This is a genomic window from Flavobacterium limi (genome assembly GCF_010645075.1).
Lineage (GTDB): Bacteria > Bacteroidota > Bacteroidia > Flavobacteriales > Flavobacteriaceae > Flavobacterium > Flavobacterium limi.
The window spans coordinates 1,054,748-1,076,951 of the sequence record NZ_JAADZV010000001.1 but is presented as its reverse complement, the minus strand read 5'-3'; the positions used below and the strand labels follow the sequence as shown (position 1 = coordinate 1,076,951).

Annotated in this window: 19 protein-coding genes; 13 read left to right on the top strand and 6 right to left on the bottom strand. The window is 33.9% G+C overall.

Annotated features, from left to right (window positions below; all coding sequences use genetic code 11):
- Positions 1–9: 9 nt before the first annotated feature.
- Positions 10–1,437, bottom strand: coding sequence for a transglutaminase-like domain-containing protein (locus GXM16_RS04665; RefSeq protein WP_163393173.1), 1,428 nt, complete (start codon positions 1,435–1,437; stop codon positions 10–12).
- Between the two features lie 211 nt (positions 1,438–1,648).
- On the opposite strand from GXM16_RS04665, the gene GXM16_RS04660 reads away from it, so the two are divergent.
- Positions 1,649–3,451, top strand: coding sequence for an O-antigen ligase family protein (locus GXM16_RS04660; protein ID WP_163393171.1), 1,803 nt, complete (start codon positions 1,649–1,651; stop codon positions 3,449–3,451).
- 423 nt (positions 3,452–3,874) lie between these two features.
- Positions 3,875–4,630, top strand: a complete 756-nt coding sequence (locus tag GXM16_RS04655) for an SDR family oxidoreductase (protein WP_163393169.1) — start codon at positions 3,875–3,877, stop codon at positions 4,628–4,630.
- Between the two features lie 90 nt (positions 4,631–4,720).
- Here GXM16_RS04655 and GXM16_RS04650 read toward each other — a convergent pair whose 3' ends face one another.
- Positions 4,721–5,011, bottom strand: a complete 291-nt coding sequence (locus tag GXM16_RS04650) for a hypothetical protein (RefSeq protein WP_163393167.1) — start codon at positions 5,009–5,011, stop codon at positions 4,721–4,723.
- Positions 5,012–5,208: 197 nt separating this feature from the next.
- On the opposite strand from GXM16_RS04650, the gene GXM16_RS04645 reads away from it, so the two are divergent.
- Positions 5,209–6,057, top strand: a complete 849-nt coding sequence (locus GXM16_RS04645; RefSeq protein ID WP_163393164.1) for a mechanosensitive ion channel family protein — start codon at positions 5,209–5,211, stop codon at positions 6,055–6,057.
- An 89-nt stretch (positions 6,058–6,146) separates the two neighbouring features.
- On the opposite strand, the gene GXM16_RS04640 is transcribed toward GXM16_RS04645, so the two are convergent.
- The gene (locus GXM16_RS04640; RefSeq protein ID WP_163393160.1) at positions 6,147–6,740 is read right to left on the bottom strand and encodes a YciE/YciF ferroxidase family protein; all 594 of its coding nucleotides are present in this window, start codon (positions 6,738–6,740) and stop codon (positions 6,147–6,149) included.
- A gap of 280 nt (positions 6,741–7,020) precedes the next feature.
- On the opposite strand from GXM16_RS04640, the gene GXM16_RS04635 reads away from it, so the two are divergent.
- Complete coding sequence (locus GXM16_RS04635) at positions 7,021–7,677, top strand: DUF6766 family protein (RefSeq protein WP_163393158.1); 657 nt, start codon at positions 7,021–7,023, stop codon at positions 7,675–7,677.
- Positions 7,678–7,752: 75 nt separating this feature from the next.
- On the opposite strand, the gene GXM16_RS04630 is transcribed toward GXM16_RS04635, so the two are convergent.
- Positions 7,753–8,007: a hypothetical protein gene (locus GXM16_RS04630; protein WP_163393156.1), complete on the bottom strand. Its 255-nt coding sequence runs from the start codon at positions 8,005–8,007 to the stop codon at positions 7,753–7,755.
- A 371-nt stretch (positions 8,008–8,378) separates the two neighbouring features.
- Between GXM16_RS04630 and GXM16_RS04625 the strand changes: the two genes are divergently transcribed.
- The 9 genes from GXM16_RS04625 to GXM16_RS04585 all read left to right on the top strand — a co-directional run bounded on the left by GXM16_RS04625 (position 8,379) and on the right by GXM16_RS04585 (position 18,736).
- Positions 8,379–10,523 (top strand): catalase, encoded by a 2,145-nt coding sequence (locus GXM16_RS04625; RefSeq protein WP_163393154.1) that lies wholly within the window; start codon positions 8,379–8,381, stop codon positions 10,521–10,523.
- Positions 10,524–10,540: 17 nt separating this feature from the next.
- On the top strand, positions 10,541–11,146 hold the full coding sequence (locus tag GXM16_RS04620) for a YciE/YciF ferroxidase family protein (protein ID WP_163393152.1): 606 nt from the start codon (positions 10,541–10,543) through the stop codon (positions 11,144–11,146).
- A 217-nt stretch (positions 11,147–11,363) separates the two neighbouring features.
- Positions 11,364–12,095, top strand: coding sequence for a YqjF family protein (locus tag GXM16_RS04615; RefSeq protein WP_163393150.1), 732 nt, complete (start codon positions 11,364–11,366; stop codon positions 12,093–12,095).
- Positions 12,096–12,320: 225 nt separating this feature from the next.
- On the top strand, positions 12,321–14,309 hold the full coding sequence (locus GXM16_RS04610) for a GAF domain-containing hybrid sensor histidine kinase/response regulator (RefSeq protein WP_163393148.1): 1,989 nt from the start codon (positions 12,321–12,323) through the stop codon (positions 14,307–14,309).
- Between the two features lie 80 nt (positions 14,310–14,389).
- Complete coding sequence (locus GXM16_RS04605; protein WP_163393146.1) at positions 14,390–14,755, top strand: response regulator transcription factor; 366 nt, start codon at positions 14,390–14,392, stop codon at positions 14,753–14,755.
- Between the two features lie 11 nt (positions 14,756–14,766).
- A complete protein-coding gene (locus GXM16_RS04600) occupies positions 14,767–15,600 on the top strand; it encodes a hypothetical protein (protein ID WP_229684135.1) in 834 nt (277 codons plus the stop codon).
- Positions 15,597–17,030 (top strand): glycosyltransferase family 2 protein, encoded by a 1,434-nt coding sequence (locus tag GXM16_RS04595; protein WP_163393144.1) that lies wholly within the window; start codon positions 15,597–15,599, stop codon positions 17,028–17,030. The genes GXM16_RS04600 and GXM16_RS04595 overlap by 4 nt, the downstream gene beginning before the upstream one ends.
- Positions 17,031–17,113: 83 nt before the next feature.
- The gene (locus GXM16_RS04590) at positions 17,114–18,334 is read left to right on the top strand and encodes a DUF763 domain-containing protein (RefSeq protein WP_163393142.1); all 1,221 of its coding nucleotides are present in this window, start codon (positions 17,114–17,116) and stop codon (positions 18,332–18,334) included.
- Between the two features lie 198 nt (positions 18,335–18,532).
- Positions 18,533–18,736, top strand: a complete 204-nt coding sequence (locus GXM16_RS04585) for a hypothetical protein (RefSeq protein WP_163393140.1) — start codon at positions 18,533–18,535, stop codon at positions 18,734–18,736.
- A gap of 52 nt (positions 18,737–18,788) precedes the next feature.
- On the opposite strand, the gene GXM16_RS04580 is transcribed toward GXM16_RS04585, so the two are convergent.
- Both GXM16_RS04580 and GXM16_RS04575 read right to left on the bottom strand, forming a co-directional pair.
- A complete protein-coding gene (locus tag GXM16_RS04580; protein ID WP_163393138.1) occupies positions 18,789–20,150 on the bottom strand; it encodes a pyridoxal-phosphate dependent enzyme in 1,362 nt (453 codons plus the stop codon).
- Between the two features lie 47 nt (positions 20,151–20,197).
- Complete coding sequence (locus GXM16_RS04575; protein ID WP_163393136.1) at positions 20,198–22,162, bottom strand: putative porin; 1,965 nt, start codon at positions 22,160–22,162, stop codon at positions 20,198–20,200.
- Positions 22,163–22,204 lie beyond the last annotated feature (42 nt).

Here is a 22,204-nt window from a genome sequence, read left to right as displayed (position 1 = left end):
TTTATGCTTTTAATACCAGGTAATTTGGCTCGTAAACGTATCAACTGTAAATATACGTTCAAAAAAATCTGGCTTTGAAGAAGCCATTAAAAACAGCCCATTTTTTGGAATTTTTAAGAAAGAAACCAAATCATCAGCAGATGCTATTTGTTGGTCAATTACTTGCCAATTTCCATTATTCCATATGAACAAAGTATACTTTTCTCCTTTTATGATCTGCAAAGGATTATTGTCTTTAAATTCGTTTTTAATTTCATTGCTTCTGGATAAATTAGCTGTGTAAAGAACTCCGTAATCTGGTTTCAAAATTGTTTGTTTCCCTTTCGTATCGATCAAAATGGGATATTTTTCAAAGATCATTTTGCTGCCATCATAAATTCCTGGTAAATACACAATGTTTCTACCCATATTTGTAAAAGTTGTTTTTTTATCTACAACTTTTGCCCAATCAATTGTATTCCAAGAACCGCGATTAAACACATTAATATATGCAATTTTTGAAGATATATTATCAAAAACATAGTTTAGATCACTCACTGGAACATACTCTGAAGTTACATCAAGAATATTTTTACTTCTAAGAAATGGTTCCGGAATCTGGTTTGCAGGAAGTATAGCCGCCAAACTTTGTTGTTGATTAGAAAATGTCGACCTAAAAACTTTTCCCATTCTCCTATGATTGGGACTATAAATATATGGCAGATCCTGATTACCATTAAATGGAACATGAACACCTTTATTATCAATAACAGTATTCCAAAAATGTCTGTTGGACGAAGCAGCATAGTGAGGAGTAAAATCAAAAGTCACTGCCACTCCTAATGAACGGCAAGCAAATAATGCAACATTCGCTAGGTCTGGACAATTACCCTGCCTCCAAAATAATAATTCAGAAGGCCCTAGAAGTTGTTTTGGATCAAACCGACTTGTTACAAAATCAAAATGTTTTATATCTTTTATTATTTGCGAACACAATTCAACAGGATCATTTTTATCAGATAAATTAGTCGCACTTTTTTGATATGCAAATTGATATTCCGACCGCCAATCCTCTAAAGGTTCCGTAAGGCTTCGATATGGTAAAATATATTCACAAAATGTTTTGAAATCATAACTGCTCGACCAAGGGTTTTGTTTCCAGGATTGATATGCAAGTTCAATATTTTTTATCAAAAATGAAGATTCAATAATATCCCTATCTTTTATAATTATTTCTTTGGGTGTTAAAACAATACTATCTTTTAATTTTTGGAATCCCTTGATTGCTTCTTCAATATCGGCGAATTTTGTCGTATTAAAAAAGACTTCCTTACCAGATTTGTCAAGCCAAATGTTTTTAGATGAATAATGCCCATCTATATTGGCAATTAGAAAAAGAGCTGCCTGATATTGATCTGTATCACCTTTTTTTTTGAAATAATCCAAAACTTTATCCAATTCCGAAGAAGAGGTTGTTGATTTATTCTGATTCTGTGAAAATACTATTGAAGTAAAAATAAGCAATGCTATTGTAAAAAGGAAATTAGTTCTTATTGAAAACATATTAGAGCAAATAATTGAGGATGGCAAACCATAATTTAATGCAATTTAGTACTATTTTTCATTAAATTTGAAACCGATTTAAATATTTTTAAAACCTAAAAAATAAATGAATTTAAAACAACTTCCTTCCCATAATAATTCTTTTACAATTATCAATCTATTATTTATAGTTCTAATTTTTGGACTCCCTTTTGTTTCTTATAAATTCGTACTTAATCCCATTAAAGTGGGACAGGAACTGTATTTTTCTTCTATTATTTCTATCTGGTTATTTTTTGGAGCGATATCTTTTTTCAGAGAAAAATTATTAAAAATCAATATTATTGATATTACCTTTTTTGCTTTTATATTTTACTGTATTTCACATTATTACTTTTATTCCTATTTTGGATTCTTATACAACGAATTTTGGATTTTTTTTGGATATATTATATTGTTTTATTTATTTAAATGGAGTTTTGAGAATTTTAAAACTCAAGAAAAGATTTTTGATTTTACAGTAAAATTAATTTGGATCATATGCACGGCACAATCTATAGTAGGAATATTACAAGAGTTTGATCTATTAAAATCAGAAAATGAGTTTTTTAAGGTCGTTGGTACTTTTATAAATCCAAACTATCTGGGTGTCAATATGACTATTGGCCTGATTTTCACGCTTAATTTATTGTATTTTCAATTTTTTAAAAATAATTTATTAAAAACTTCATTAATTATTTCTGCATTTTTAATGGTCTATGTCCTTATTTTGACAGAGTCACGGGCATCATGGATGGCTGCATTCGTAGCCATTATTGTTTTTTTAGCCACCTCAGAAAAATGTCTTTTGTATATAAAAAACAACCTAATTAAGGCGTTCGGAATACTTTCCTTAATTGTATTTTGCGGTGTTTTGAGTCTGTATTTCTTATACAGAATGAATACTGATTCTGTTGATGGAAGATCTTTTATTCGTAAAATAACGTTTACGCATATTTCAGAGAAACCAATTCTGGGTAATGGTATTTTCAATTTTACTGGTATTTATAATAATACAAAAGCTCATTATTTTTTAGAGTCACAACGACCATGGAGCGAAATAAAAGTAGGCGATTATGTAGCATATGTATTTAATGATTATCTGCAAATTATTTTTGAAATTGGTATTATCGGTTTGATTTTGATTATCTTAATCCTATTTTTTATTTCAAAAAATATCTTATTCAATCCAAAAACAAGATTAGCATTGGCATTGATTGTATCTTTTGGTTTTCTGGCGATTTTCACCTCTGTCTTATACAATCCAAATGCCATGATTTATCTCATTTGGGCTCTCTCTATTTTAGTTGTTTTCGGTAAAACCAGAATACCATTAATTAAAGTACAAAATAAATTATCCATTAAAATTTTTGCTGTTTTTCTAATTGGAATAAGTTGCACTATTGGAACAATTTATTCAAAAAAGACAATAGGCTTATCCAGATTTAAAACAGTTATTGATAGCGGCAATCAAAAAATTTACTATAAATTAGATAAGTCTGATTTACTCTATATTCAGGAAGACCCGTATGTGGAGTTCCTTACGGGATATGAAAAATATCAGGAGGATGATAAATCAGAAGGATTTAAAATGATGGAAAATTCAGTTAAAAAAGATCCAATCCCAAAAGCAAATTTTGCTCTTGCTAATTTATATATACAAAATAAAGAATATAATAGAGCTGAGCAATTATTAAAAATGAATATTGGGATAGAACCTTCACGCTTCGAACCCCGAAATAACTTACTGCAATTTTATATTAATAGAAATTCACAAACGAAAAAAATCAAAACTGCTACTGAAATAGTTAATTTACCAGCAAAAAAGGCTTCTGCTCAAGTCAATTTTTACAAGAACATTGCAAAATCGGCTCTTAAAGTTAGAAAATAATATGGACAGCTAAAATTGTTAAATCACTTATACCATAGATAATACCTCATGCTGAAAGTGAAATCAAACAAAAAAACAGAAAAGCCCTTTCTTTTAAGGCAAACCATCAAAGAAGCGGGAATTTATATTCACACATCTTAATTTCAATAACAGAAAACCACTTTAGATAATAATAGTTTGTCAGACTATCAAATATTTTCCCATAACAGGCCTGCTTTCATTTCATTATACTTCCTCACTATACACTTCATAAACAAAGTTTGCTTCACTGTAAAATCCATAAGCTCCAAATTATATGAAATTCCTGAAACATAAAGATTTTATTATATAAAAACGAATCCGCATAAAGTTGCAAATTTGATGCATACACTGATTCAGTTATATGTGATTCAAAAAAACTAGTTATAATTTTAAAATAGAATTATGGGAAATCTATCAAATTATTTTGGGCAAAATATTGACAGGAAACGTATCGTAATAACCGGAGGCACAACCGGAATAGGAAAGGCAACTGCTAAACTTTTAGCTTCACTTGGAGGTCATGTATTCATTTTTGGAAGAGATAAAGACGATTTCGATAAGGCGTTTTCAGACATTAAAACTGAAGCTGAAGGCAATGTTTTCGGAATTACTGCTGATATTGCACGAAAAGAAGATATTGAACTAATTTGGAATGAGATTGACAACACGCTTGGCGGAATTGATATCTTAATCAATAATGCCGCACTCCCGGCCAATGGAATTATCGAGGAAGAATATGAGAACATCAAATACATTCTTGAGACCAATCTTTTGGGCTATCTTGCTTTTACAAAAGAAGCTGTTACCAGAATGAAAAGCGATCAGAAAGGACATATTGTCAACATTGGCTCAATGAGCGCCGAAACACGTGAAAAAACCGGAACTGTATATGTAGCTACAAAGTCGGCTATAAGAGGTTTCAGTGCTGCACTTCGAAAGGAAATAAACGAACTTGGAATCAAAGTTTCGTTAATTGAGCCAGGTTCAGTAACCAGCGATATGCAGCCCGCACCGAAAGAAGAACAAAGAGAAAAAATAAAAAAAATGGAAATGCTTGAAGCCGAAGATATTGCGATGAGCGTTTTATTTTGCTTGTCACAGCCCAAACGATGTGATATTGTAAGCCTTCAGATCAGGCCTCATTTACAGGCCATTTAGAATCGTCCCTTATTATATAAAAAAACTCTCATAACTGAGAGTTTTTTTTATGAATACCTTAATTATCTAATTCTTCAATATTTCAGATTATTAGATAGAATCTGTTTTAACATTCTGATTCCCTTTTTGAGTTGACCCTTCCGTCCCTGATCCTGTAGCACCCTCACCTGTTGCTCCGGTTGTTCCGTTTTTACCATTTTGCCCCGAATTTAAAGTTGCTGACGAATCAACAGCAGGGCCAATTGTATCTAGTGACATATCTACACTGTCAGTTTCGTTTTGTTGGAACTCCGAATCACTATCAGTGTTTTTCTTACATCCAAATGCTAATGCGGTTAATAGGAACAGCATTGCAATCTTGCTTTTAAATAAAGTTTTCATATTATATCATTTTTGTTATTGCGAAAAGTAAACCACTTGTCAATCGTTTTTTTATACAATTTTCGAAATTTATTATAATAAAAGCATCTATTGCAGCATACTGGTTTTGCCAAATTATTATGAAATGTTTCAATAAAATTATATAAAGTATTGATTTTAAATAATTTGAAATTTATCTCTACTATATTTAAAAAGCTATGGAAATAATCAATCAATACTGGCAAAAAACACTTCGTGCTGCCATTACATTTTGGCCTCATCTATTATCTGCGATTATCACGCTCGCTATTGGGCTTATAATCATAAAAATTTTTCGAAAAGTAATGACGAAGCTTATTGACCGTAAGCGGTTCGATACTACATTACTTAAATTTGTAATGGATGTGCTTATATGGGTTTTTCGTGCATTACTGTTTATCAGTATTATTACCAAATTAGGTGTAGAAACCTCTGCTTTTGTAGCCGCTATTGGAGCTGCCGGTCTGGCCATTGGACTTTCACTGCAGGGATCTCTGGCAAATTTTGCCGGAGGACTATTAATTATTCTTTTTAAACCTCTCCGGGTGGGAGATTATATCGAAGCTCAGGGCGAAGCTGGTACTGTTGCAGCAATATTTATTTTTAGCACAAAAATAATTACTCCCAATAACCAGTCTATTTACATGCCTAATGGCGCCTTATCAAATGGGATAATCCGGAATTTTTCTAAAGAAATGACACGTCGTACGGACATTACACTGAGTGTCAATCACACCAGTGAATTACATCATGTTAAAAATATTATACTTGACGTGATAAAAAATGACAAAAGAATTCTCGATAATCCCGAACCATTAGTTTTGGTAAAAGACTTAACAGCAGACGCTGTGCTTTTATCGGTTCTTATGTGGACTTCTAACCCTGATTACGGATTTGTGGTTTCTGATTTTTATCAAAATATAAAAAAAGCTTTTAAAACCGAAAAAATTGATATTCCGGCATCAAGGCGGGAAATTATAATTGAAAAAGAAGTTGAAATCCTTTCAAATAGAAAACAAGAACACTAATTCATAAATCGTGATAAAGACTAAAAAACCCTGTAACCATTTTAATTAAATGACTACAGGGCTTTGTCTTTTGAATGCAAATCAGAAAATTATTCTTCATCTTCTTCAGAAGCATCAAAATTAATGGTGTTGTAAGCTGCTTCAGTCAGAATGGTATCAGCCTCTTTTTCTTCTTCTAAGGTTTGCTGCAATAAAGCTGCGGCATCTTCTTCTGCAAGAGTCAAAGCAAAAGCAGCCAATGTTCCGTATGAAGCAATTTCATAATGCTCGATTTTTTGTGATGCACTTATAATTCCGGCATCACGTACTGGTCCTTCCTGAGTTTCTTCCATAATGCTTTCACCTTCTTTAATAAGGCCTTCCATTGCGTCGCATTTTTTAGCAGCAGCTTTTTCTCCCAGCAATTCAAAAACTTTTTCAAGTCTTTCTACTTGCCCCTGTGTAACTGTTAAGTGTTCGTTTATAGCAGTAATAAGATTTTCAGAAGTTGCATTTTTAGCCATTTTTGGAAGTGCTTTAGTTAATGCTTTTTCAGCCCAGTAAATGTCTTTTAATGAATCAACAAATAGTTCTCTTAATCCTTCAGCTGCATTCGATTTTGCTTTTACTGTTTTTCCTTTTGACTGAGTTGTCTTTGCCGGAGCCTTCTTTGTGCTGGCTTTTTTTGTTTCTGCAGTTTTCATAATATTATATTTTTTAATGATTTAACTGTAACAAAAATATTCTACACACAAATGCAATTTTTACAGAATTATCATTCAGTATTACAAAATTAAACTACCTAATAAACTATAAAACAGGCATAAAAAAAATTCTATACTCTGGATTAAATTCATGTATAGATTTAAACCTATAAATAATAATCGAAATTTAGCTTATAATGAAAAATCTGTAACCTAAAATTCTAATTGTATAAAAATGGGTTAGATTCTTTGCTGAAATTTACTCTAAAACAAATACAAAATGAAAACATTTTTAAAAAACAATGGGTTATGTATCTGTTTTATACTGCTGTTTATTATCTCGTTAGCAGGACAGATATTTTTAGGTTTCAAAGAACACAATAAGGAACTTATTGAAGAAGGGGGAAAAATTACAACCCTGGGTTCTTATCTTGTATCCGGTCATTTTTATCAGTCTACTTTTGAAAATTGGGAAAGTGAATTTCTGCAAATGGCACTTTTTGTTTTAATGACCATATTTCTTAAACAAAAAGGATCTTCAGAATCAAAAAAACTGGATGAACCGGAAGAAGTCGATCGCGAACCGGATCCAAACAGAAAAGATGCTCCGTGGCCTGTGAAAAAAGGCGGCTTCATATTAAAGATTTACAAACATTCGCTCACCATCGTTTTATTTTTGTTATTTCTGATTTCATTTGTCATCCACTTTTACGGAAGTTTGAAAGATGAAAATGAAAAACTTCTTTTGGAAGGAAAACCATTAGAAACCGTTTCCTCCTACATTGGAAACTCAAGATTCTGGTTTGAATCGTTTCAAAACTGGCAAAGCGAATTCCTTTCTGTTTTTGCCATTGTAATGCTGTCAATCTATTTCCGTCAAATAGGTTCATCACAATCGAAACCAGTTGATGCACCGCATATGGAGACTGGTGATTAAAAACTAAATAACACCAAAAAGTCTATTTTAAATGCATAAAATAGACTTTTATAAAATTGAAAATACAATCAATATTTAAGGAGTTGTTCCGATTGAATCTCTACGCTGTGTATTCGTATTTGTATTTCCCTTCGATTTTACGGTTTTCCCTTTTCTTTGATCAGTGCCCTGTCTGCTGACTGTATCCGTTTTTCTTGTATTAGTACTTTTTTTAGTAGTGTGTTTACTGTGAACAGTATCCGTACTCTGTCTTTTCTTTGCAGGAGCTTCCTGCGCTGATGCAATCCCAAAACATAGGGCCATACAAAAGCTTGCAATTAAATTTCTCATAATTTCATCTTTAATTAATAATCTGATTTTCAAAACAATACTTTTTGTTTTATTACAAATGTTACCGTTTTAAACCTCAATTATTTATACCAAAAGACATTAAGTTTATAGGATTACCATACTCATAGCAAATGAATCGTCATAATTTAACAAAACAATTCTTAGATGGAATTCCATATTAATTAGTGTTTTACTCTTATCTGCAGATTGTTATGGCAATTGTGCAATAATGAAAAGTAATTCTATAAAAATGACATTTTTTCAGAAATTAAATTTGGAATAATGAACGACATCAGCCTTAACTATCTATTAATCTGATGGTAAGTTGGACTTTCAATAAAAAAGGAACGAATTAACAAATAAGAAACTTTATGAAAAATTTTCAAGATGACAAGCAACGTGACTTATCGATTAACAAATCAGATGGCACGAATAAGGTTTTAACTACTAATCAGGGCATTCAGATCAATGATGACAACAATACACTGAAAGCAGGTGAAAGAGGACCTAGCCTCTTAGAGGATTTTATCTTCAGAGAAAAAATGACCCACTTTGACCACGAAAGAATTCCTGAAAGGGTTGTTCACGCCCGCGGATCAGGAGCGCACGGTTTTTTTGAAGTAACCAATCCAATTCCGGAATTAACAAAAGCAGGTTTTTTACAGGAAAAAGGTCAGATTACACCGGTCTTTACCCGATTCTCTACTGTTGCAGGTTCTCGCGGATCAACAGATCTTGCCAGAGATGTAAGGGGTTTTGCGGTTAAATTTTATACCCAGGAAGGAGTTTACGATTTAGTAGGCAATAATATTCCTGTATTTTTTATTCAGGACGCAAATAAATTTCCGGACCTTGTTCATGCTGTAAAACCGGAACAAGATAATGAAATGCCGCAGGCTGCTTCTGCACACGATACCTTTTGGGATTTCATTTCGCTAATGCCCGAATCGATGCATATGATTATGTGGACCATGTCTGACCGTGCAATTCCAAGAAGCTATCGCATGATGGAAGGTTTTGGGGTTCATACCTTTAGACTGGTAAATGCCCAGGAAGAATCTGTATTTGTAAAATTTCACTGGAAACCCAAATTAGGAACTCACGCCGTTGCCTGGGATGAAGCTCAGAAAATCTCAGGTAAAAACCCTGATTTTCACAGAGAAGATTTATGGGAAGCCATTGAAATGGGGAATTTCCCTGAATGGGAATTAGGCATACAGATAATACCTGCTGAAGATGAAGAAAAATACGAATTTGATTTGCTTGACCCTACAAAAATTGTTCCTGAGGAATCAGTACCCGTTACCATAATTGGAAGAATGGTTCTGAACAAAAATCCTGACAACTTCTTTTCAGAAACAGAACAAATTGCTTTCCATCCCGGACATGTGGTTCCCGGAATAGATTTTAGTAATGATCCTTTACTACAAGGAAGACTATTTTCATACACTGACACCCAGCTTACAAGATTAGGAGGACCGAATTTTCATGAAATTCCAATTAACAGAAGCATAGCTCCGGTTCATAACAATCAGCGTGACGGTTTTATGCGTCAGGAAATCAACAAAGGACGTGTCAATTATCATCCGAATTCTCTTGGAGGCGGCTGTCCTTATCAGCAGCAAATTGCCAATGGCGGATTTTCAAGCTTTAACGAGCGTATAGAAGCACATAAAGTGCGCGAAAGAAGTGAAAGTTTTGCGGATCATTTTGGTCAGGCAAAATTGTTCTTTAACAGCCAGACACCTGAAGAAAAGAGTCATATCGTTAAAGCACTTCGCTTCGAGTTAGGCAAGGTAAAGACAACAGCTATTAGAGTAAGAATGCTGGGATTGTTGTCTCAGGTTGATACTGAACTTGCCGAAAAAGTAGCTTTAGGACTTGGTGCAACTGTACCACCGATATTAGAAAAGCCAATAAATAAAGGGGTATCTCCGGAAACAGAAGAAGCAGGAACCCAGGAACCAAGAACGACAGAGCAATCCGTTACTTCTTCTGAGGCATTAAGCATGGTTAAAAACCCAACAAATAAGCCTACAATCGAATCCAGAAAAGTTGCAATCCTTGTATCTGACGGAGTTTCTGAGGCAGCTGTTCAAAATATCAAGACTGCCTTAAAAAAACAAGGTGCTAAAGGATGTGTAATTGCACCGCATTTAGGATCCGTTCTTACTGATTCTGATGGCGCCCTTGCTGCCGAATATAGTTTCCTTACTGCATCATCAGTATTATTTGATGCCGTTTATGTACCACACGGAATAGGTTTAAACGTGATTGCGGAAAATGATGATGCATTAGAATACCTTAACGACGCCTACAAACATTGTAAAGTAATCGCTGCCGATGGAGATGCTGCTGATATTATCAGTGCCGCCCCTTTTGCTTCAAAAATTACAAATGATGATAGCGGGATTATCATCACTAACGAAGTGGCTTCTGAGTCTTTTGCGCAGGAATTTATCGCTGCAATGGCTAAACACCGTTTCTGGCAGCGTGAGCCAAACTTATACATTTAATTTCAAAAAAGAAAAACATGAAAAATTCAGAAAAACAAAATCAGACAAACGCCAGTCAGGCAAAAGTAACCCAGACTAAAACGATAAAAGAAAACGCAAAAATAAATATGGTTGAGCCTTCATCTGATGCAGCAACAGAATTAAAAGAACTGTTTATTGACAGCTTAAAAGACATTTACTGGGCAGAAAATGCGTTGGTCGCCGCTTTGCCTAAAATGGCTGCGAATGCTACTAATCCCGGTCTTGCAGGAGCAATTTTAGAGCATATAGCCTTAACGCAGCTTCAGGTTGAAAGACTCAATCAGGTTTTTGAGCTTCTGGGTGAAAAAGCCGAAGGCAAAAAATGTGAAGCTTTAGCTGGCTTATTAAAAGAAGGAGATTCGATATTACTGGAAACTACGCCGGGACCAGTAAGAGATGCAGGAATCATTGCTGCCTCGCAAAAGATTGAACATTATGAAATTGCAACTTATGGAACTTTAGTAGCATTCGCAAAAGCAATAGGCGAAAACGATGCTGCAAAATTATTAACGCAAACTCTTGCCGAAGAAAAAGAAGCAGACTGCATCCTGAATGATGTTGCTCTAAACGCGGTGAATACTGTAGCTGCTGAAATAATATAAAAAAAACTGTTTTTTGTTACTTTTTTATTTTATTTGGGAAAAACGCCCGTGTTATGCACGGGTGTTTTTTTGCTTTTGGTACTACTTAAAAAGTTTAGGATATTTTCGAGTTTCAGTAGACGTTTTATCTAGTAGCTATTGTATAAGATCAATAACAGATAATATAAAAAATGTACCTTATCAATAATTATATTAGAGGTTCAAAATAATAAAACGCATGAACACAATTGATAAAATACTCCAAAGCACAGCATGCCGGCAATATCCGCTTCCGGAAAAAAAATGGAAGTATTTCCAGGAATGGCACAATACTATGTTTTTTCATTGGGAAGTTCCGGTCTTTTTTTTAGAAGAGTATATTCCTGAAGGCCTTAAGCTTGACGTATTCAATAATATGGCCTGGGTATCCCTTGTGTCTTTTGAAGTAAAGAATATGAGACTGAGAAATCTTCCTTCTTTACCGTTTATATCCCAATTTCATGAAATCAATATCAGAACATATGTTATCAAAGATAATAAGCCCGGAATTTATTTATTTTCAATCGAAACAGATAAACTAATTGAGGTTGTACTTACCAGAGCATTTATAGGGCTTCCTTATCAAAAAGCTGAAATAAAAACTTCTCCAAATCGTCTTCTCTCTAAAAACAAACCTCAACATCAGTATGTAGATATTACAATTGGGAAAAACAGACCTTTAACCGAAGAAAAAACTTCTCTGGATTTTTGGCTTACTGAAAGACATGCCTTATACGAAAACTGCGGGGAATCGATGTGCCGGTTTGACATCCACCATAAAGAATGGAATCTTAAAAATTTAGATGCAACCATAAATAATATTGAATACAAAGTCGGCAAATACATCCTGAGTACTTTTCCTGATAAGGTTCAATATGCCGAAAAAATTGACGTTTTATTATGGGGAAAAGAAAAAAGCAAACATTCCTGATCCGAGAATTGCTCCGGTCAGTTAAATTCATACTCTGATTAAAAAAATTAAAGTCAAAACCTTTAAACATGCACGTTTAAAGGTTTTTTCTTTTTAGTTTTGCATTCAAAAAAGAACAAACAAACCAATCTTCAAATTGTAGAGATAAAAAACTAAATCTGATCTTCTAATTTATTGTAAAGTTCTAACCCAAATTATTATATTTATACATTCTACTTTATCAAAATGAAAAACATAGAACTTCCAATACCTCACAATGAAGCAGAACGTTTAGCTGCATTAAAACGTTATAATATCCTTGATACGCTTCCTGATACTGCTTTTGATGATGCAACAAAACTTGTTTCCTATATATGTGGCGTACCAATCGCACATATTTCATTCATAGATGAGAGCAGACAATGGTTCAAATCTGAAGTTGGTATAGGAGTATCAGAAGTGCCGCGCGAAATTAGTTTTTGCCAGTACACGATTATGGACACCAAAATGGTTGAAATCCAGGATACTCTTTTGAACGATCGGTTTAAAGATGATGCGAATGTTACAGGAGGATTTAAAGTACGATTTTATGCCGGTATTCCACTGACAACACCAGATGGTTATAATATAGGAACACTTTGCGCAATAGATCATGTTACCAAGGAACTTAACGAAAATCAGAAAAATGCGTTGTCGATTGTTGCGAAACACGTGATAAATCAATTGGAATTAACGACAAAAAACATAGAGCTCAACACTCAGAAAAAAATTGCACAACGTGCCGTATTGGCTAAAGACAGCTTTTTAGCAAATATGAGTCATGAAATCAGGACACCTCTGAATGCCATAATTGGTTTTACGGATCTTTTATCGCAAACAAAATTAGATTCTACGCAAAGGGACTATATTGATAGTGTACAAATTGCAGGAGAGAATTTACTGTTGATTATTAATGATATTCTGGATCTTTCCAAAATCGAATCGGGCAATCTGAATATTGATGCTCAGCCTTTCAATTTAAAAAAGACACTTAAGCATGTCTATAATTTACTAAAGGTTAAAGTTCCGGCAGATGTTGAATTCAATCTGTTTCTGGATGCAGAATTACCGGAGACTGTAATAGGCGATCAGGGAAGATTAAACCAAATACTGGTTAACCTTACCGGTAACTCCCTTAAGTTTACCCAGGAAGGAGAAGTTACAGTATCGGTAAAAAAAGTTGATGAAACTGAAGACCATTATTCACTCAGATTCTCCGTTAAAGATACCGGAATCGGCATCCCGGAGGACAAGCTCAACACTATATTTGAACGATTTACACAGGCAGAAGAAAGTACGACAAGAAGGTTTGGCGGAACCGGACTCGGACTCAGCATTGTTAAACAGCTGATAGAGCTACAAGATTCTGAAATTCATGTAAAAAGCAAACCAGGGCGCGGTTCAGAATTTTTCTTCGTACTTACTTATAAAAAAGCAGATCATATTGAAACAGAAAATGAAACACTACAGAAGGAAGATCTGGGTAAATTAAAAATCCTTCTATGTGAAGACAATGCTTTAAACCAGAAACTGGCAAAGAATGTGATTCATAATTTTGGTTTTGAATTAGACATTGCTGAAAATGGTCAGGAAGGAATTGATCTGTTATCAAAAAACCAATATGATTTAGTATTGATGGACCTTCAGATGCCTGTGAAAGACGGGTACCAAACAACAGAATACATTAGAAACGAAATGAATTTAAACATTCCTATTATAGCCATGACCGCACATTCCCTTGTAGGTGAACAGGAACGCTGTTACGATGTCGGAATGGATGCTTATGTACCTAAACCTTTTAAGCAGGCTATGCTTTTAGAGACCATAAAAACAGTTCTCAACAAAGACATTAAGCATTCTGTAAAGAGAAAGGTCAATCTGTCATTTTTAGATGAAATATCTGGTGGTAATCCTGACTTTAAGCAAGAAATGATAGATCTGTTTATACAAAAAATTCCAAATGAAGTAGCTCAGCTGGAAGAAGCATTTAGTACTAACAACACAGATGCAGTAAAAAAACTGACACATAATATGAAATCCAGTTTTGATATTTTCATGCTCGAAGATCTTTCAAATTACTTGTCTGTTATTGAAAAAGAAGCGAATGCCGGAGAATTTACTACTGAAAGTGCTGACAGAATGAATATCTTACATTGTGGAATTACAGAAGTAGTTAAAATCCTAAAGGAGTTATGATAAAAGATAAATATGCTATAGCTCTACAATATCTCCTGATTTTATAAAATAAGTTTGATTCAAGACAAATATTTAAAACAATGAAAATAGTTTTATCTGAAGATAATGAAATCCTGCGCAAATCTCTATCTTTTTTTTTAACATCTAAAGGATTTAGTGTTGACCAGTTCTCTGATGGTCAGGAGGCGCTTGAAGCTATTAAACAAAATAGTTATGACTTAATTCTGACTGATATCAATATGCCTGGCATAAGCGGAATGGAAATTACGCAATATGTAAGAAAAAATATTAGCCCTGACATTCCGATTATTATATTTACTTCTTCTGGTGTAGAACAGACAGAATTAGATTCTTTTGACATTGGTGCCAATGAATTCATTGCCAAACCAATTAGTCCTGCTGTACTTTTAATCAGAATTAATAAATTACTTAATATACGTTTATAAAAATTAATGTAGTGAATATCTGGGAACTTTATAAAAACAGCAACTGGGTAGAACCTTTTCTAATGGGTTCAATCTGCTTATTTGTAGGGATATCAGCTGTTTTGTACTTATTAATTATTGAAAGCCGGAACAGAAAAATAAAACAGGAAAAACTCAGAAATGATTATGAACAAATCATTGTAGAATTGATGTATTCAGTTGTTTTCATGGACACTCCTTTTTCTTCTGTAAAAGAAGATCCAAATTATGTGATGTTTTTTAAGAATGCTTATTTCAGGGAAGTACTAAATGAATCGGTTATCAATCTTCATAAAAATTACGATGGTGTTTATGCTTTAAAACTGGAACAATTTTACAAAGAATCCGAATTAATAAACAGCTCTTTTAAAAAACTTAAAAACCATAAATGGGAAGTAAAGTGCAAAGGAATTACGGAATTGGCTGAAATGAATATTACTGACGCTTCTGATAAAATCATCAGCCTTTCCAAATCCAAAAACAAAGTCTTAAAAATTACTGCCATTAATGCGGCTATCAGACTTGAAGGAATAAATGGAATAATACACCTTACAGAGCATCCTTATCCTATTGATGACTGGACTCAGTTAAATATTATAAATGCTTTCAAAAAACATGATATTGGCGATACACAGGGTGTCGAATACCTGCTTGAGTCAAAAAACACAACAGTTGTCGCACTTGGGTTAAAACTTATCAAAGAACTTAAGCTTACGCAAAAGCTCCATCATGTAGAACAATTGACAGAAAGGGCTCCAAATATTTTAATACAGTATGAAGCACAAAGTGTATTAAAGGCACTAACAGTAAATCTTATCAGCGAATGACTTTTTTTAATAGTGAAACAACATGGTTTTTGGATGTTTATATACTCCTCATTCTTGGATATGCCATCCTGATCATGTCGTCTTATCTTATATTAGCCTACCTTTCTACAAAAGCGCTAAGAAGCTATCTTAAAAAGAATAGTTTTGTAGATTATGAAGTACTGCTTACCAGTGAATTTGCACCTAAACTTTCCTTAATTGCCCCTGCGTACAATGAAGGTTTTACTATTGAAGAAAACGTAAAATCATTACTTTCTTTAAACTATAATAATTATCAGGTAATTGTAGTAAATGACGGCAGCAAAGACAATTCGATGGAAATCCTCATTAACACCTATAATCTTGTCCTGACGGAACTTAAGTACGATTCAAAAATCGAAACCAAAAAGGTTAGAGGAATATATATTTCCCAAAATGCTGCATTTAAAAAACTGATTGTTGTTGACAAAGAAAATGGAGGAAAAGCTGATGCTTTAAACGTAGGGCTCAATATTGCACAAAATCCTTACGTAGTATGTATCGATGTTGATTGTATTTTAGACAAAGACTCCTTATTAAAATTAGCAAAACCTTTTTTAGAATCTCATGGGAAGCGTATTATTGCTACAGGTGGCGTTGTAAGGATAGCGAACCAGTGTGTGATCAGAAATGGCCGTTTGGTAGAAGTACACATCCCTGATGTTATGTTACCAAGAATACAGGTTTTAGAATATCTCAGGGCTTTTCTTTTAGGAAGGATGGCCTGGGGCAGACTCGACGGACTATTGCTTATCAGCGGGGCATTTGGTGCATTTGACAAGGAAATAGCACTTCTATCAGGAGGTTACGATACTAAAACGGTAGGTGAAGACATGGAGCTTGTAGTAAGAATGCGACGTTATATGGTTGAAAATAAATTACCCTACTCTGTTAGTTATATACCTGACCCACTCTGCTGGACAGAAGCTCCTGAAGATTTCAAAATATTCAAAAAACAGCGCAGCCGCTGGATGAGGGGCACCATTGAGACACTTACAATTCACAAAAAAATGTTCCTAAACCCTAAGTATAAACTTCTGGGTATAGTTAGTATCCCTTACTGGACATTCTTTGAATTTCTGGCTCCGGCAATAGAATTTATTGGGCTGCTTATTACCCTTATATTTATATTTTTCGGGTTCATTAACTGGCATTTCTTCCTTTTACTGGTCCTTTTTGTTTATACATTTGCTGTATTCTTTTCAGTTATAGCCTTGTTTAGTGAAGAGTATACCTATCACAAATATCCAAAACAGGCTGATTTTTTCAAGCTTCTGCTGGCTGCCTTTATAGAACCCTTGTACTTTCATCCACTTACGGTATATGCTGCCTTAGTGGGGTATAAAGAAAAAGTCATGGGGACCAAAGGCTGGGGTGAAATGACCCGAAAAGGTTTTACAAAGAAAGAATAATTCATATAGTCTGGTCCGGGCTTTTTGCTCTCAGGCATTAAAAAACTTTTTTTGTATTTTTGTAGTATACAAAATCCCATTACATGAAACGTTCCGGAACAGCAGATCTTCCATTACATTATGGACATGTACCTTTATGGCTTGCCGAACGTATGTCGAAACTTGGCCTTGCCATTGTTGAAACTATTGCGATGGAATTTTCTACTTCAGAAGTGATCAGTAAGCTGAGTAATCCTTTCTGGTTTCAGAGTTTTGGTGCCGTTATGGGAATGGACTGGCACTCATCAGGAATTACAACTTCTGTACTTGGTGCTTTAAAAAAATCCGTAAATCCACATTCAAAAGAACTGGGCATTTATATCTGCGGAGGCAAAGGAAAACATTCTATGCTTACTCCTAATGAACTTTTATTTGTTGGTGAAAAAACAGGACTTGACGGCAATAATCTTGCAAATTGCAGCAAACTAACTGCCAAAGTTGACAATACAGCTATCCAGGATGGTTTTCAATTATACCAACATAATTTTATTGTAGACAACAAAGGACAATGGGCTGTTATACAGCAAGGAATGAATCCGAACTCTAAAACAGCCAGAAGATATCACTGGCATTCGCAGGAACTGAAATCTTTTATAAATGAACCTCATACGTTCATATATGGCGAAAACCAAGGTTCTATTTTAAATCTTACAGCAAATAGTGCTGTAAAATCCAGAGAAGGGATTTTAGAACTTTCGAAAGAATCCCCAACAAAAATCATGAAAGAAATGCAGCATCTTGCAATGCCTGCACATCATGATGTCAGAATGGAAAATGTCAATATGAAAAGACTTGGTGCAATGTTATGGGCAACACATGAAAATAATCCTGAAGATTTTGAAGAACTACTGCTTTTAAAAGGAATGGGACCAAGAGCTTTGCAATCACTGGCCCTGATAAGTGAAGTAATTTACGGCACCCCAACCCGATTTGAAGACCCTGCACGATTTTCATTTGCTCACGGTGGTAAAGACGGACATCCCTTTCCAGTACCTGTAAAAATCTATGATGAAACAATTGACACTTTGCAAAGAGCCATTAACCGAGCTAAAATAGGTAATAGTGATAAAATAGAAGCCATTAAAAAATTGTCTGAAATCTCAAGAAAAGCCGAGGAGAGTTTTACACCCAATTCTAACTTTGATGCACTGATTCAAAAAGAACGGAATGAATCTTATAAATATGGAGGAAAAACTGTTTTTGGCGATGCAAAACCTCCCAAAAACAAGCCCATAAATCCCAGTAATCAACTGGAATTATTTTAGGTTGGTTCAAATCTGGAATAAATACTATCCAAAGATTTCAAATTATTGGCTCATAATTATATAAATGCAGATTTCAATCTTATAAAAAGAAATGTACTAATTTATCTAATTTTATTGACATATATATCTAACACTAAAACTGTTATCCTGAAAAAGCAGTTTAATGATTCAGCCAAAAACAATTAAACATCAAAAGTCATGGTCGAGAAAAATTATGATCCGGATAACGATAATTGTCCGGAAAAAGACACGATAGAAAATCTTTATTCAAAAATACACTCTGAGAAAAATAAAAACACCCAGACTGTTGAAGAATTTATAGATGATAGTCCAAACCGGATTTCAAAAAGAGAGAATTCGAATAATACCGATTCTGATTATTATGAAAAACGCAGTAATTAAAAAAAGGCATACATTTACAATGTATGCCTTTTATAATTTATACAATAAGCATTTATTTTATAGCCCCAATAATATCGTATTTCGTAATAATATGATGATTCCCATTTCCTAAATCTACTAAAACGGCATCATTTTCTTTCGTGAACAGTTTTGACACATCTTCAATTGAAGTGCCTAACCTAACAATTGGAAAAGGTTTTCCCATCACTTCCTTGATCGGTTTTTCGGCTACATTTTTATCAGCCACATAACTTCTGAACAAATCGGTTTCATCAACAGAACCGACAAATCCATTAATATCGACTACCGGAATTTGTGAAATTTTATATTTACGCATACGTTCAATAGCATGCGAAACCAATTCTTCGGTACGAACGACAATCAATTCTTTGTCTATATGATCTTTAATAACATCTTCTGCTTTTGTAACATTTTCATCGAGAAAACCTCGTTCACGCATCCAGTCATCATTAAACATTTTACCTACATAACGACTTCCGGAATCATGAAATAAAACTACCACAACATCATCCGGTTTAAAATGTTCTTTTAGCTGCAACAATCCTTTTATGCATGCTCCTGCAGAATTCCCAACAAAAATGGCTTCCTCAAGAGCAATTTTTCTTGTATAAACAGCCGCATCCTTATCAGTTACTTTTGTAAATCCGTCAATCAGTGAGAAGTCAACATTTTTAGGTAAAATATCTTCCCCGATACCTTCTGTGATATAGGAATAGATTTCGTTTTCATCAAAGATACCGGTTTCGTGGTATTTTTTAAAAACGGAACCATACGTATCAATTCCCCAGATTTTAATATTCGGATTTTTCTCTTTTAAATATTTCCCAACACCCGAAATAGTTCCACCTGTTCCTACTCCCACAACAAAATGAGTGATTTTTCCATCTGTCTGTTTCCAGATTTCAGGTCCTGTCTGTTCGTAATGCGCAAGAGTATTGGATAAATTATCGTATTGGTTTACATACCACGAATTTGGCGTTTCTTCAGCCAGACGCTTTGAAACCGAATAATACGATCTTGGATCTGCGGGGTCGACATTTGTGGGACAAACAACTACTTTGGCACCAACAGCACGCAAAATATCCATTTTTTCCTTCGACTGTTTGTCTGATATTACACAAATTAGCTTATACCCTTTTATTATAGCAACAAGTGCCAATCCCATACCGGTATTTCCAGAGGTACCTTCAATTATGGTTCCGCCCGGTTTTAAACGGCCATCAGCCTCAGCATCTTCAACCATTTTCACAGCCATTCTGTCTTTCACAGAATTTCCGGGATTAAAAGTTTCGACTTTTGCTAATACCAAAGCATCAATTTCAGCAACAACTTTATTAAGTTTCACTAATGGTGTGTTGCCTATGGTTCCTAAAATATTATTTGAAAAGTCCATCTCTATATAAGTTTAATTTTTTGTTTTAAGATAAAACAAAGTTCGTTTTATTGAAAGAAATTCCAAACCAGACCAAACCGGATAGTGAAATCACGATATGGGTTATTTGGAGCTGAATAATAATTGCTTTCTCCAAAAGCAGCATTAAAATGTTCTGCTTTTAAATAAATTCTCGTCTGGCGAATTCTACCATTCAGGAAAAAATCAAAAGTTGGGTAACCTCCTATTTTTTCAGTTTCCTGAACAAAAAATTCTCCTACTACAGGGTTGTAATCATTTCCATAATACTTTGTAAAGTAATTAAAGATGATTCCGGTTTGGATATAAAGCGCTTTTTTAAACAAATGAGTTGAATAATAAAACGTGTTTCTGGTTACAAAATCAGGCACATTCAAAATCGCCTGAGACTGATCTACTTTTTGGTACAATAATGTATTATCTAATCCAAAAGCCCCGAATTTAAATTCTCTGTTTGCTTTTATTTCTAAATAATTAATAGCACTCCCGTATTGTGCTGGTTTTATAATTTGGGTATTCACAGCCTTTTGAGCATCTGTTGATTTATCTTCAAAATACAAATGGTCATTTAAAACCCTGTAGCTGGCCTCTGCATTTAGCCATGGAGTGTATATCTTGGCACTAAGCAAATTGATTTTTTCATTCTTAAAATCATTAAACCAATTGTATTCTATATAACTGCTTTGATAGAGATTATAGTTGTTATTAGGCAGTTTGCTAATGTTTCTGTAACGGAAATCAAATTGAATTTTTTCATTTAAATTGTACCTCAGCTTCGCATCTAAATCAGAAATAGCTTCTTTTGTAATGGATCTTGAGAACAAAAATCTTCCATTCCATTTATTCTTCTGATATTCATATTGCGCTCCTATACTATTGATTTCCCTGAATAAATTGTCGGGAATGTAATTATCTTCATCAATTACAATAATTCTTTCGTATTTATAATTTGACCTGTAATCATCAATAAAGAAATTAAATTTTCCCAGCAATGAATTCTCATATGCAACCCCAACCCTATTATACAATTTTTCGAAATGCGTCTGGTCTTTAAGATTACTGGTCACATACGACTCCCCAAATCGCTGTACAGATGTGCTTCCTACTGTTGACAAAACTGTTGGCTGTTTATATTCGAAAAATTTATTTTCAAAATTAAACTGATGTGTTATATATAAATTATTGTTTGCATTTTTAGGATTTATCCTGAAGGCATGATCAAAAAAGAGTCTTTTTCCTTTTAGGAAAGATTCAGCATCTGTCAGATACACTTCCAATCGCTGGCGATTAGTAAAATTCGGATCTCCGCTTTCAAAATCCTCAGGTGTTGTGATTCCGCCGTTTTCTTCATTTAAAACATCCTGATAAGTATAATGGGCATATAAGACATAACGCTTTTCCGTTGTATTATAACTTGCCCCAATTCTAAAATTACCAATACTGGTTAACTGGTTAATATATTTCCCTTCAGAACGCAAACCTCTGTAGGCGGCAAAAAAGTTAAGGTTTTTTGATGTGTTCAGCGTAATAAACGAGTCAACGTTTTGTCCCTTCCCAATGGATGTATTAAAAAATAATTCAGTCAATGGTGTTGCTACATGGTAATAGTGAATCTCACTAGCATCCATAAAATTAAAATGTTTTCCCTGGAAACCAATGTCCGGATAAGGAGAAAAATCAGTCAGGCTATATTGCAACGTATTGTAGGTTTGCCCAATATTAGAAAAAGGCAAAAGCCCAAAGTTATCCCTTCTAAGGTAATTTTGTCTGTAGGCACTTTTTAAAGTTAAAGAAGTATCCACAATTGTGGTATCGTGTTCTAAAGTAACGATTTGATATTGATCAATTTTAGCTACAAGTGCTTTTTTCTTTTTTACAGTATCCGTAATACTGGAATATTGAGAATTCATATCTAAACTCTTTTTAGGAGTTACTTCCTGAGAAAATAATAAAGAAGGCAGAACTAATAGATATAGAAAAAAAAGTATTCTCATTTGATAGCGTATGTATGTGTAATGATTTTCGATAAAATTGCT

Coding starts and splice junctions, on each gene's coding strand:
- GXM16_RS04660 (WP_163393171.1), top strand. CDS start 1,649: ATGAATTTAAAACAACTTCCTTCCCATAATAATTCTTTTACAATTATC.
- GXM16_RS04655 (WP_163393169.1), top strand. CDS start 3,875: ATGGGAAATCTATCAAATTATTTTGGGCAAAATATTGACAGGAAACGT.
- GXM16_RS04650 (WP_163393167.1), bottom strand. CDS start 5,011: ATGAAAACTTTATTTAAAAGCAAGATTGCAATGCTGTTCCTATTAACC.
- GXM16_RS04645 (WP_163393164.1), top strand. CDS start 5,209: ATGGAAATAATCAATCAATACTGGCAAAAAACACTTCGTGCTGCCATT.
- GXM16_RS04640 (WP_163393160.1), bottom strand. CDS start 6,740: ATGAAAACTGCAGAAACAAAAAAAGCCAGCACAAAGAAGGCTCCGGCA.
- GXM16_RS04635 (WP_163393158.1), top strand. CDS start 7,021: ATGAAAACATTTTTAAAAAACAATGGGTTATGTATCTGTTTTATACTG.
- GXM16_RS04630 (WP_163393156.1), bottom strand. CDS start 8,007: ATGAGAAATTTAATTGCAAGCTTTTGTATGGCCCTATGTTTTGGGATT.
- GXM16_RS04625 (WP_163393154.1), top strand. CDS start 8,379: ATGAAAAATTTTCAAGATGACAAGCAACGTGACTTATCGATTAACAAA.
- GXM16_RS04620 (WP_163393152.1), top strand. CDS start 10,541: ATGAAAAATTCAGAAAAACAAAATCAGACAAACGCCAGTCAGGCAAAA.
- GXM16_RS04615 (WP_163393150.1), top strand. CDS start 11,364: ATGAACACAATTGATAAAATACTCCAAAGCACAGCATGCCGGCAATAT.
- GXM16_RS04610 (WP_163393148.1), top strand. CDS start 12,321: ATGAAAAACATAGAACTTCCAATACCTCACAATGAAGCAGAACGTTTA.
- GXM16_RS04605 (WP_163393146.1), top strand. CDS start 14,390: ATGAAAATAGTTTTATCTGAAGATAATGAAATCCTGCGCAAATCTCTA.
- GXM16_RS04595 (WP_163393144.1), top strand. CDS start 15,597: ATGACTTTTTTTAATAGTGAAACAACATGGTTTTTGGATGTTTATATA.
- GXM16_RS04590 (WP_163393142.1), top strand. CDS start 17,114: ATGAAACGTTCCGGAACAGCAGATCTTCCATTACATTATGGACATGTA.
- GXM16_RS04585 (WP_163393140.1), top strand. CDS start 18,533: ATGGTCGAGAAAAATTATGATCCGGATAACGATAATTGTCCGGAAAAA.
- GXM16_RS04580 (WP_163393138.1), bottom strand. CDS start 20,150: ATGGACTTTTCAAATAATATTTTAGGAACCATAGGCAACACACCATTA.
- GXM16_RS04575 (WP_163393136.1), bottom strand. CDS start 22,162: ATGAGAATACTTTTTTTTCTATATCTATTAGTTCTGCCTTCTTTATTA.